Consider the following 11,000-nt stretch of genomic DNA (forward strand, 5'->3'; position numbering starts at 1 on the left):
CGCCCCGCCCGCGCCCCTGTTGAGCCACGGCAGCGCCGCCGGCCACCGCACGCCCACCGCCCGGTGGTCCGTCACCGCCCCGCCGCGGCGCCCGCGCGCTCGGCCAGGAACTTGGCGTACGTCCGCCGCCCGTCGGCGTGCTCCGGCGTGAGGTTCCCGCCGCGGCGCAGCGCCGCGGCCCCCGAGCCCGGCAGCCACAGCGGCATCAGCAGCCGGCGGCGCCCGCCCGCCTCCAGCGTGGCCCGTACGAGATCCCGGGCCGTCAGTACCTCCGGGCCGCCCATGTCCGCGACCCGGCCGGCCGGTTCGCCCGCTGCCAACTTGGCCAGCCGGTCGGCCACTTCGTGCACCTCGACGGGCTGCACCCGGACGCCCGTCGGCACCGGCAGCACCGGCGACCGGGCGCCCGCCTTGATCACCCCGAGCACCAGATTGTGGAACTGCGTCGTCCGCAGCACCGTCCAGCCGAGACCGGAGTCCTCGATCAGCCGCTCCACCGCGAGCTTGGTGCGGTAGTAGCCGATCGGGACCCGGTCCACCCCGACGATCGAGATGTACACCAGATGCGGGACGCCGGCCGCCTTCGCCTCCTCGACCAGCCGCCCGGCCGCCTCCGCGTCACCGCCGGTCGGCGTCGTGGCGCAGTGCACGATCGCGTCCGCGCCCGCCATCGCCTCGGCCAGGCCGGTGCCGTCGCGCAGATCGACCGCGTACGACCGCAGCCGCGGCCGCTCGGTGCCGGTGTGCGGCCGCCGGCTCAGCGAGCGGACGTCATGGCCGTCGTCGAGCAGCCGGTCGATCAGGGGCCGCCCGAGCGTGCCCGTGCCGCCGGTCACCAGAATTGTCGCCATCGCGGATCAGTCCTTGAGGGGAGAGGGGACGCGCACCTTGCGCGTGCTTCTCCGCTATGACGAATCACCTGCGCCGTCTGTGACAGTTCGGCGCGCCGGGCGCTGTGAGGCAGCCCACAGCGCTTCGCTCGCATGGGCGACGATCAGGCGTGGCAGACTGAAGCTGTACTGACATAAAAGCAGCAGCGCACTCCGGGGTCGGTGTAATTCCGAACCGGCGGTTATAGTCCGCGACCCGTCCGCAGCCAGCGGCCGGTTGAGCAGGTGAAATTCCTGCACCGACGGTGAAAGTCCGGATGGGAGGCAGTGCGCGGCGGGCGAGCTTCGGTACACCGCCGTCGGCGGCGCGTCCGGTCGTTTTTCCGGACGGGTCCGTGTATGTCCGGCCGCGGTGTCCCCGTGGCGTCGTTCCGTTTCTGTCGTTCCAGACAGCCCCGGAGTCCGTGCCCTGAGAGGCAGGAGGACCCGGTGGCCACCGCAGCCCCCGTCGAGACCGCGGCGATGCGCCGAGCCATCGAGCTCGCCGCGCGCGGCCTCGGGCACACCAGCCCCAACCCTGTCGTGGGCTGTGTCGTCCTGGACTCCGAGGGCCGTACGGCGGGCGAGGGCTGGCACCAGCGGGCCGGCGGGCCGCATGCCGAGATCCATGCACTGCGCGCCGCCGGCGAGCGGGCCCGGGGCGGCACCGCGCTGGTCACCCTCGAACCCTGCAACCACACCGGCCGCACCGGTCCCTGCGCCCAGGCGCTGATCGACGCCGGGATCGCCCGGGTCGTCTACGCCGTCTCCGACCCCAACCCGACCGCCACCGGCGGCGCCGTCACCCTGGCCGAAGCCGGGATCGACGTCGAGGGCGGACTCCTCGCCGACGAGGCCACCGCCGGCAACGAGGCCTGGCTGACCTCGGTCTTGCGCGGCCGCCCCTTCGTGCTGTGGAAGTACGCCGCCACCCTCGACGGCCGGATCGCCGCCGCCGACGGCACCAGCCGCTGGATCTCCTCGCCCCAGTCACGCGCCGATGTGCACCGGCTGCGGGCCGCCGCGGACGCCGTGATCGTCGGCTCCGGCACCGCCCGCGCCGACGACCCCCAGCTCGGCGCCCGGATCAGCGGGCTGTCCGACGACGAGATCAGCCAGCCGCTGCGGGTCGTCGTCGACTCCGGCGCCACCGCCGTCAAGGCCGGCGCCCGCGTCCTGGACGGCACCGCACCCACCCTCGTCGCGGTCGCCGAGGACGCCGACGCCGCCCATCTCGAAGGCCTCGCGCCGCTGCTCCGGCTGCCGCGCGCCGTCGACGGGCGCGGCCTCTCCATCCCCGCACTGCTCCAGGCCCTGTACGCGCGCGATATCCGCTCCGTACTGCTCGAAGGCGGGCCCACGCTCGCCGGGGCGTTCCTCGCCGCCCAGGCCGTCGACAAGGTCGTCGGCTATCTCGCCCCGGTGCTGCTCGGCGCCGGACCGGCGGCCGTCGGCGAAGCCGGAATCACCACCATCGCCCAGGCGTTGCGGCTCGATGTGACCGACACCGAACGACTCGGCCCCGATCTGCGTATCACCGCCACCCCCATCCGCCACACCCTCCACGAGGAGAACTGAAGTGTTCACCGGAATCGTCGAAGAACTGGGTGAGGTCGTCGCCGTCGAGAACCTCGGTGACTCCTCCCGGTTCCGGCTCCGCGGCCCCGTCGTCACCGAGGACGCCAAGCACGGCGACTCGATCGCCGTCAACGGCGTCTGTCTGACCGTCGTGGACACCGCCGACGGTGAATTCACCGCCGATGTGATGGCCGAGACCCTCAACCGCTCCAGCCTCGGCGCGCTGGCCGCCGGTTCGCGCGTCAACCTGGAGCGCCCGATGGCGCTCGGCGGACGGCTCGGCGGACACCTCGTCCAGGGGCATGTCGACGGCACCGGCACCATCGTCGAGCGCACCCCCGGGGAGCACTGGGAGATCGTCAAGATCGCGCTGCCGGCGGCGCTCGCCCGCTATGTCGTCGAGAAGGGCTCCATCACGGTCGACGGCGTGAGCCTCACCGTCGTCGACGCCGCGGACGACTACTTCACCATCAGCCTCATCCCCACCACCCTCGCCCTGACCACCCTGGGCATCAAGAAGGCCGGTGACCCGGTCAACCTTGAGGTCGACGTCCTCGCCAAGTACGTCGAGCGGCTGCTGGGCCAGGGCACGTCGCACGCGTCGGACATCAAGGATCTTGAGGAAGTCAAGGAGATGGACCGGTGAGCGTCCTCGACCCACTGAACGGTGTGGCCTTCACGGCCTTCGGCCAGCACGTCATCTGGTCGGACATGATCGGCAACACCATCGGTCTGGCCGCCCTGGCGCTCGGCTGGCGGCGCTCGATATGGACCTGGCCCGCCCAGCTCCTCTCCGGCGTGATCCTCGTCGCCGCCTACGCCTCCGCCCACCTCAGCGGCGGTGTCGGCAAGCAACTCCTCGTCATCGGCGTGGCGTTGTGGGGCTGGCGGCAGTGGCGGCGCGGCCGGCAGCAGGCCCAGGACGGCTCCATCGCCGTACGGTTCGCCACCTGGCGCGAGCGCGGACTGCTGCTCGGCGGCACCGCCGTGGGCACCGCGGCCGTCGGCGGACTGTTCACCCTGATCCCGCAGCTGTCCTGGAACCCCTGGCCGGACGCCTACATCTTCGTCGGCACGCTCGCCGCGATGGTCGCCCAGGCTCGCGGGCTGGTCGAGTTCTGGTTCGCCTGGCTGCTGGTCGACCTCGTCGGCGTCCCGCTCGCCTTCAGCAGCGGGCTCGTCTTCTCCGGCTTCGTCTACGTCGTCTATCTCGCCCTCGTCGTGTGGGGCATGCGCGACTGGTGGCTGCGCTCGCGCGCGGAGAGCCGCCCCGTCCTGGAAGGAGCAGCGGCATGACCGCACTGCAGAGCTGGTACGACGCCGAATCCCTGGCGCTCGACCCCGTCGAGCAGGCCATCGCCGATATCGCCGCCGGCCGTCCCGTCGTCGTCGTGGACGACGAGAACCGCGAGAACGAGGGCGACCTCGTCATCGCCGCGGAGAAGGCCACCCCCGAGATCGTCGCCTTCATGATGAGCGAGTGCCGCGGACTGATCTGCGCCCCCATGGAGGGCCCGGAACTGGACCGGCTGGAACTCCCGCAGATGGTCGAGCACAACACCGAGTCCATGCGGACCGCCTTCACCGTCTCCGTCGACGCCACCGCGGCGCACGGCGTCTCGACCGGCATCTCCGCCGCCGACCGCGCCACCACCCTGCGGCTGCTCGCCTCCGGGGAATCGGTGGCCGGCGACTTCGTACGGCCCGGCCACATCTTCCCGCTCCGCGCCCGGCCCGGCGGTGTGCTGGTCCGCAACGGCCACACCGAGGCCGGCGTCGACCTCGCCCGGCTGGCCGGACTGCGCCCGGCCGCCGCCATCGTGGAGATCGCCGGCGAGGACGGCACGATGCTGCGGCTGCCCGAGCTGGTGCCGTTCGCCCGTAAGCACGGTCTGTCGATCATCTCCATCGAGGACCTGATCGCCTACCGGCAGACCTCCGAGCCCACCGTCCGCCGCGAGGCCGAGACCCGGCTGCCCACCGCGCACGGCGAGTTCACCGCGTACGGCTACCGCTCCACCGTCGACGGCGTCGAACACATCGCGCTGGTCGCCGGCGAGCTCGGCGACGGCGAGGACGTCCTGGTCAGGGTCCACTCCGAGTGCCTGACCGGCGACATCTTCCACTCGCTGCGCTGCGACTGCGGCCCCCAGCTGGAGGCCTCGCTGCAGCGGATCACCGAGGCCGGCCGCGGAGTGGTCATCTACCTCCGCGGCCACGAGGGACGCGGCATCGGACTGCTGTCCAAGCTGCGCGCCTACGAACTCCAGGAGCGCGGCCGCGACACCCTCGACGCCAACCTCGAACTGGGGCTGCCCGCCGATTCCCGGGACTACGCCGCGGGCGCGCAGATGCTCCAGGACCTCGGCGTCCACTCGCTGCGCCTGATGACCAACAACCCCGAAAAGACCGCCGCCCTGGTGCGGCACGGCCTCAAGGTCACCGGCCGCGAGCCGATGCCCGTCAAGGCCGGCGAACACAATCTGCGGTATCTGCGCACGAAGCGGGACCGGATGGGGCACGACCTGCCCTGGCTGGAAGCCGACCGCGCGACCACCTGCGGCAACCAGTAACCACCCGGCACGACATCACCGAACCCCCAGCACCACCACCCGTACGAGGAGAACCGTGAGCGGCAAGGGCGCACCCGAACTGACCGTGAAGAACTGTGGCGACCTGCGGGTGGCCGTCATCGCGGCGCAATGGCACGAACAGGTCATGGACGGCCTCGTGGACGGCGCACTGCGCGCCCTGACCGAGCTCGGCATCGACGAGCCGACGCTGCTGCGGGTGCCCGGCGCCTTCGAGCTGCCGGTCGTCGCCAAGGTCCTGGCCGGCCGCGGCTATGACGCGGTGGTCGCCCTCGGCGTGGTCATCAAGGGCGGCACCCCGCACTTCGACTATGTCTGCCAGGGCGTCACCCAGGGCCTGACCCAGGTCTCGGTGGACACCGGTGTACCGGTCGGCTTCGGCGTGCTGACCTGCGACACCGAGCAGCAGGCGCTGGACCGGGCCGGCCTGGAGGGATCCACCGAGGACAAGGGCCACGAAGCGGTCACCGCCGCGGTCGCCACCGCCGCGACGCTCCGTTCCGTGTCCGAGCCCTGGCGCTGAGGAGAGCGGGCGACCGCGTAGGGTAGTCACCATCATGTCCAAGAAGACTTTCGAGGAGCTGTTCTCCGAGCTCCAGCAGAAGGCCGCCACCGGCGACCCCGCGACCTCCCGTACCGCCGAGCTGGTACAGGCCGGTGTCCATACGATCGGCAAGAAGGTCGTCGAGGAGGCCGCCGAGGTGTGGATGGCCGCCGAGTACGAATCCGACGAGGCCGCCGCCGAGGAAATCTCCCAGCTCCTCTACCACCTCCAGGTCATGATGGTCGCCAAGGGCATCTCCCTCGACGACGTCTACGCCCACCTCTGATCCGCCCCCGCACCCGCTCCAACACCCTTAGCTGCAAAGGAACTCGCTCTCATGCTGCGCATCGCTGTCCCCAACAAGGGTTCACTGTCCGAGCCTGCGTCGGCGATGCTCCATGAGGCCGGCTACCGCCAGCGCAAGGACCGCAGGGAACTGGTCCTGGTCGACGCCGAGAACGAGGTCGAGTTCTTCTTCCTCCGCCCGCGTGACATCGCCGTCTACGTCGGCTCCGGCAAGCTCGACATCGGCATCACCGGCCGTGACCTGCTGCTGGACTCCGGTTCGCCGGCCGAGGAGATCCTCCAGCTGGGCTTCGCCGGATCGACGTTCCGCTACGCCACCCGTCCGGGCACCGCCAAGGACGTCAGCGAGTTCGGCGGCATGACGATTGCCACCTCCTTCGCCGGCCTGGTCACCCAGCACCTCGCCGACAACGGTGTGGACGCCTCCGTCGTCCACCTCGACGGCGCGGTGGAGACCGCCATCCAGCTCGGCGTCGCCCAGATCATCGCGGATGTGGTGGAGACCGGCACGACGCTGCGCAACGCCGGCCTGGAGATCATCGGCGAGCCGATCCTGAAGTCCGAGGCCGTGGTCATCCGTGGCACCGGCGCACCGGACGACGACCCGAAGGTGCGCCAGTTCCTCCGCCGTATGCAGGGCGTCCTGGTGGCCCGGCGCTACGTGATGATGGATTACGACATCCGTGTCGAGCACGTCGAGAAGGCCGTGGACCTCACCCCCGGCCTGGAGTCGCCGACCGTCTCCCCGCTGCACCACGAGGGCTGGGTCGCGGTCCGCTCGATGGTCCCGTCCAAGGACGCCCAGCGCATCATGGACGAGCTCTACGACCTCGGCGCCCGCGCGATCCTGACCACCGGCATCCACGCCTGCCGGCTCTGACGCACCGCCACCGACCACCCCAACGCACCGCTTCACCCACCGACGGAAGACCGACGACGTGTCCGCGCCCCTGCCCAGCCTCCCGGTGACGTTCCGGCCGACCCGCACCCGGGCCGTCCTGTACGCCGTCGGCATCGCCCAGCTCGCCGCCCTCACCGCGATCGCGCTGCTGCTGCCGAAGCTGAGCGGCGGCGAGCGGGCCAGCTTCGTCGTCACCGGACTGCTGGTGCTGGCCGTCCTCCTGCTGCTCAGCCGCCCCAAGGTGGTCGCCCGGCAGGAGGGCGTCACGGTGGTCAACCTCACCACCAAGCGCGAACTGGCCTGGGCCCAGATCCTGCGTGTCAACCTCCGGGCCGGCGACCCCTGGGTCCACCTCGACCTCGCCGACGGCACCAGCCTGCCCGCCATGGGCATCCAGCCCGGCATCGCCAAGGACCAAGCCATCCGGGACGCCCGCGCGCTGCGCGACCTCACCGAGAAGCACGGTGCGCTCGACCACACGGCCGGGTGAGCCTGCCCTAATCCGGGCCCCGCTGTTTACTCTGTTCTCCGGGGCGCGCCGTGCGCCCCGCCCCTCAGTGGGCCAACTGCGACCCGAGGAGTGACTCCCTCCGGCAATGGACGGATCGTCCTGTAGTACCTGCGCCGCCCCTCCCCAACCCCCGCATACCACGGAGGCGGCGGCATGACCGGCCCCTTGCTGCTGCTCGCGGCGGCCCTCGTCCTGATCCTGGCCAACGGTTTCTTCGTCGCCGCGGAGTTCGGACTCGTCACCGTCGAGAAGGCGGACGCCGAACGGGCCGCGGCCGACGGCGACCGCCGCGCGCACACCGTCGTCTCCGCCCTGCGAGAACTCTCCTTCCAGCTGTCCGGCACCCAACTGGGCATCACGATCACCTCATTGGTGGTCGGTATGCTCGCCGAGCCCGCCCTGGCCCAGCTGCTGGACGGCCCGCTGCTCGCCGTCGGCCTGCCCAAGGGCGCGGTCCCCGGCGTCGCCGTCGTCATCGGCATGCTGCTGGCCTCGGCCGTCCAGATGGTCATCGGCGAGCTGGTGCCCAAGAACTGGGCGGTCTCCAAGCCGCTGCAGGTCGCCCGCGTCGTCGCCGGCCCGCAGCAGGCCTTCTCGCGCTTCTTCCGCCCGGTGATCACCCTGCTGAACACCGTCGCCAACCACCTCGTACGCGCCCTGGGCGTGGAGCCGACCGATGAGCTGGCCTCCGCCCGCACGCCCGGCGAGCTGGTCTCGCTGGCCCGGCACTCCGCCCGCGCCGGCGCGATCGAGCAGGACACCGCCGACCTCTTTGTCCGCACCCTCTCGCTGGGCGATCTGACCGCGGAGAACGTCATGACGCCGCGCGTACGGGTCAGCGCCCTGCAGGCGTCCGCGACCGCCGAGGACGTGGTCAACCTCACCCGCGCCACCGGACTCTCCCGCTTTCCCGTCTACCACACCCGGCTCGACGAGGTCGTCGGCATGGTGCACCTCAAGGACGCGCTGGCCGTCCCCGCGCACGACCGGCTGCGCACCCCGGCGGGACGGATCGCCGTGCCGCCGCTGCTGGTGCCCGAGACGCTGCCGGTGCAGCCGCTGCTGGAGCGGCTGCGCAGTGAACAGCCGATCGCGGTGGTCGTCGACGAATACGGCGGAACGGCCGGCGTCGTCACGCTGGAGGACATCATCGAGGAGCTCGTCGGCGAGGTCCGTGACGAGCACGACGGCGTGGACCTGCCCGAACTGGGCCAGGCCCCGCCCGAGGACGGCCGCCCCGCCTGGGACGCCGACGGCGGCTGCCGGGTCGACACCCTGCGGCGGATCGGCCTGGACGCCCCCGAAGGACCGTACGAGACGGTGGCAGGACTGGTGGCACACATACTCGGCCGGATCCCGGCCCCCGGCGACACCGCCGAGCTCGACGGCTGGCGGCTGCGGGTGCGGCTGGTGTCGCACCACCGCGCCGAGCGGATAAGACTCGTACGGACCGCCCCCGCCGCAGCCGCTGCGGCGCCCGTCGCCCCCGGGGCGTCCCGTGAGCCCGTCGCGGCCGGTGCGGAGGTGGCCCGATGATCCTGGCCCAGCTGCTCTTCGCGGTGCTGCTCGTGCTCGCCAACGGCTTCTTCGTCGGCGCCGAGTTCGCCCTGGTCTCTGTACGCCGGAGCCAGATCGAACCGCTGGCGACGGAAGGCTCCACACGGGCCCGGCAGGTGCTGCACGGCCTGGAGAACCTCCCGCAGATGATGGCCGCCGCCCAGTTCGGCATCACCGTCTGCTCGCTGACCCTCGGTGCGGTCGCCGAGCCGACCGTGGCCCACCTCCTGGAGCCGGCCTTCGAGGCCGCCCGGCTCCCCACGGCGTTGGTCCACCCGCTGGGCTATGTCATAGCCCTGGCACTGGTGGTCTTCCTCCACCTCGTCATCGGCGAGATGGTCCCCAAGAACCTGGCGATGGCGGCGCCCGAGAAGACCGCCCTGTGGTTCAGCCCCGGTCTGGTCGCCTTCGCGCGGCTGTGCCGCCCGGTCACCGCGCTGCTCGGCGCCTGTGCCCGTGGGGTGCTGCGGATCTTCCGCGTCGAGCCGAAGGACGAGGTCGAGGCGGTCTTCACCAGCGAGCAGCTGACCCATCTGGTCGAGGACTCCGGCCAGGCGGGCCTGCTCGAACCGGCCGAACAGGAGCGCCTCTCCGACGCCCTGGAACTGGGCAGCCGCCCGGTCACGGATGTTCTGCTCGACCGGGCGGGCCTGGTGACCGCCCCGCCGACGGTGACGCCCCGCCAGGTGGAGGAGCTGACCGTACGCACCGGCTACTCCCGCTTCCCGGTGTGCGCGTCCGGCGGCGCGTACATGGGCTATCTGCACGTCAAGGACGTCCTCGACCTGGAGGAGCGGGACCGCGCGGTGCCCCAGCGCGTCTGGCACCCGATGACCACGCTCCGCGCCGAGCTGCCCCTGGACGACGCCCTGACGGCGATGCGCCGGGCCGCCTCCCATCTGGCGGCGGTCGCCGATGCGACCGGCCGGGTGCTCGGCCTGGTCGCCCTGGAGGACGTCCTGGAGATGCTGGTCGGCGAGGTCCGTGACCCCTCCCACCACCGGGCTCCCGCCGCCCGCGCCGCCCGGCGCGACACGGGGGAGCGCGTCACCGAGCCCCGCGAGGAGGCGTCGCTGCCCACGGAGGACCGGGCGCTGGCGAGCTGAGCCCGCGCACTGCCCGGCCGAGGCCCGTCCGGGGGAGAGCTCCCGGCACGGGCCTCAGTAGTCCGGTCCCTTCGGCGGCCCCTGGGTATGGGGCCCCCGCCCCGAGAGGACCTCGCCGTACGCCTGCATCAGGTCGGGCAGCCGCAGGGTGGCGAGGTCGTCGCGGGTGGGGGTGCCGCGCCAGGTGGAGAGCCGCAGATCGCGGTAGGCGCAGCTCTTCTCGTAGAGGGTGCGCAGAAAGCGGCCGTTGCCGAGCTCGTCGATCCAGCCCTGCTCGACGACATGGCCGCTGATGCTGCACAGCTCGTCGCGGGCCTCCTCGTCCCAGCGGTCGCCGTTCTCGGCGGCCAGTACCTCGCCGATGGCGGTCAGCTCCAGCGGCCGGTAGCTGGGGAAGTCGACGCGGCTGGTGAAGCGGGAGGACAGGCCCGGGTTGGCGGCCAGCAGCCGGTCCATGCCCTCCGGGTAGCCCGCCAGGATGACGACGAGGCGGTCGCGGTTGTCCTCGGCGCGCTTGAGCAGCACCTGTAGCGCCTCGTCGCCGTACGCATCGCCCTTGCTGTAGCCGGAGTTGGACAGGCTGTACGCCTCGTCGACGAACAGCACCCCGCCCAGCGCCGAGTCGATCAGCTCATTTGCCTTGACGGCGGTCTGGCCGAGGAACTCGCCGACCAGATCCGCCCGTTGGGCCTCCACGAGATGGTCGCCGCCGAGCAGCCCCAGGGCGTAGAAGACCCGCCCGAGTATCCGGGCCACGGTCGTCTTGCCGGTGCCGGACGGGCCGGAGAAGACGAAGTGCCGCTTGGGGGGCTGCACCGGCAGCCCCTGGCTCGCACGCAGCCGCGCCATCCGTAACTGCGCCGACAGCGCCCGTACTTGTCGCTTGACCGGCTCCATGCCGACCATCCGCTCCAGCTCCGCCAGCGCCTTCTCCAGCAGCACCGGATCGGCGGGCCCGGCGGGCAGCCGCTCGACGCCGCGCGGCCCCGGGGCCGCGGCCTTGACCCGGGCCGCGGTATCGCCCCCGGCCGGCGCCC

The 11,000-nt window shown here is 72.0% G+C and carries 12 protein-coding genes and 1 riboswitch; of the genes, 10 read left to right on the forward strand and 2 right to left on the reverse strand.

The features are described from left to right. Positions 1 to 71: 71 nt before the first annotated feature. Complete coding sequence (locus DY245_RS22375; RefSeq protein WP_128509029.1) at positions 72 to 851, reverse strand: SDR family oxidoreductase; 780 nt, start codon at positions 849 to 851, stop codon at positions 72 to 74. A 183-nt stretch (positions 852 to 1,034) separates the two neighbouring features. Beyond that, positions 1,035 to 1,165, forward strand: a riboswitch (FMN riboswitch). A 154-nt stretch (positions 1,166 to 1,319) separates the two neighbouring features. Here DY245_RS22375 and ribD point away from each other — a divergent pair. The 10 genes from ribD to DY245_RS22425 all read left to right on the forward strand — a co-directional run bounded on the left by ribD (position 1,320) and on the right by DY245_RS22425 (position 9,963). Continuing rightward, positions 1,320 to 2,447, forward strand: coding sequence for a bifunctional diaminohydroxyphosphoribosylaminopyrimidine deaminase/5-amino-6-(5-phosphoribosylamino)uracil reductase RibD (gene ribD / locus DY245_RS22380; RefSeq protein ID WP_244943196.1), 1,128 nt, complete (start codon positions 1,320 to 1,322; stop codon positions 2,445 to 2,447). 1 nt (position 2,448) lies between these two features. Then, positions 2,449 to 3,093, forward strand: a complete 645-nt coding sequence (locus tag DY245_RS22385) for a riboflavin synthase (protein ID WP_128509030.1) — start codon at positions 2,449 to 2,451, stop codon at positions 3,091 to 3,093. Then, positions 3,090 to 3,743 (forward strand): nicotinamide mononucleotide transporter family protein, encoded by a 654-nt coding sequence (locus tag DY245_RS22390; RefSeq protein WP_128509031.1) that lies wholly within the window; start codon positions 3,090 to 3,092, stop codon positions 3,741 to 3,743. Before DY245_RS22385 ends, DY245_RS22390 begins: the two co-directional genes overlap by 4 nt. Next, entirely contained in the window at positions 3,740 to 5,020 is a 1,281-nt protein-coding gene (locus DY245_RS22395; RefSeq protein WP_128509032.1) for a bifunctional 3,4-dihydroxy-2-butanone-4-phosphate synthase/GTP cyclohydrolase II, read from the forward strand. The genes DY245_RS22390 and DY245_RS22395 overlap by 4 nt, the downstream gene beginning before the upstream one ends. A 55-nt stretch (positions 5,021 to 5,075) precedes the next feature. Continuing rightward, positions 5,076 to 5,561 carry a 6,7-dimethyl-8-ribityllumazine synthase gene (gene ribH / locus DY245_RS22400; protein WP_128509033.1) on the forward strand — a complete coding sequence of 162 codons (486 nt, stop codon included), beginning with the start codon at positions 5,076 to 5,078 and terminating at the stop codon, positions 5,559 to 5,561. A gap of 34 nt (positions 5,562 to 5,595) precedes the next feature. Then, entirely contained in the window at positions 5,596 to 5,868 is a 273-nt protein-coding gene (locus tag DY245_RS22405; RefSeq protein ID WP_086720687.1) for a phosphoribosyl-ATP diphosphatase, read from the forward strand. Between the two features lie 51 nt (positions 5,869 to 5,919). Beyond that, the gene (gene hisG / locus DY245_RS22410) at positions 5,920 to 6,768 is read left to right on the forward strand and encodes an ATP phosphoribosyltransferase (RefSeq protein WP_128509034.1); all 849 of its coding nucleotides are present in this window, start codon (positions 5,920 to 5,922) and stop codon (positions 6,766 to 6,768) included. A 58-nt stretch (positions 6,769 to 6,826) separates the two neighbouring features. Continuing rightward, positions 6,827 to 7,279 (forward strand): PH domain-containing protein, encoded by a 453-nt coding sequence (locus tag DY245_RS22415; RefSeq protein ID WP_128509035.1) that lies wholly within the window; start codon positions 6,827 to 6,829, stop codon positions 7,277 to 7,279. Positions 7,280 to 7,453: 174 nt separating this feature from the next. Continuing rightward, entirely contained in the window at positions 7,454 to 8,836 is a 1,383-nt protein-coding gene (locus DY245_RS22420) for a hemolysin family protein (protein ID WP_128509036.1), read from the forward strand. Further along, positions 8,833 to 9,963, forward strand: a complete 1,131-nt coding sequence (locus tag DY245_RS22425; RefSeq protein WP_128509037.1) for a hemolysin family protein — start codon at positions 8,833 to 8,835, stop codon at positions 9,961 to 9,963. Before DY245_RS22420 ends, DY245_RS22425 begins: the two co-directional genes overlap by 4 nt. A 54-nt stretch (positions 9,964 to 10,017) precedes the next feature. Here the strand turns inward: DY245_RS22425 and DY245_RS22430 are convergent. Next, positions 10,018 to 11,000: AAA family ATPase (locus DY245_RS22430; RefSeq protein ID WP_244943197.1), on the reverse strand; the 983-nt coding region annotated here is incomplete at its 5' end.

Source organism: Streptomyces inhibens, from assembly GCF_003389455.1.
Classification (GTDB): domain Bacteria; phylum Actinomycetota; class Actinomycetes; order Streptomycetales; family Streptomycetaceae; genus Streptomyces; species Streptomyces inhibens.

Coding starts and splice junctions, on each gene's coding strand:
- DY245_RS22375 (WP_128509029.1), bottom strand. CDS start 851: ATGGCGACAATTCTGGTGACCGGCGGCACGGGCACGCTCGGGCGGCCC.
- hisG (WP_128509034.1), top strand. CDS start 5,920: ATGCTGCGCATCGCTGTCCCCAACAAGGGTTCACTGTCCGAGCCTGCG.
- DY245_RS22395 (WP_128509032.1), top strand. CDS start 3,740: ATGACCGCACTGCAGAGCTGGTACGACGCCGAATCCCTGGCGCTCGAC.
- DY245_RS22425 (WP_128509037.1), top strand. CDS start 8,833: ATGATCCTGGCCCAGCTGCTCTTCGCGGTGCTGCTCGTGCTCGCCAAC.
- DY245_RS22405 (WP_086720687.1), top strand. CDS start 5,596: ATGTCCAAGAAGACTTTCGAGGAGCTGTTCTCCGAGCTCCAGCAGAAG.
- DY245_RS22420 (WP_128509036.1), top strand. CDS start 7,454: ATGACCGGCCCCTTGCTGCTGCTCGCGGCGGCCCTCGTCCTGATCCTG.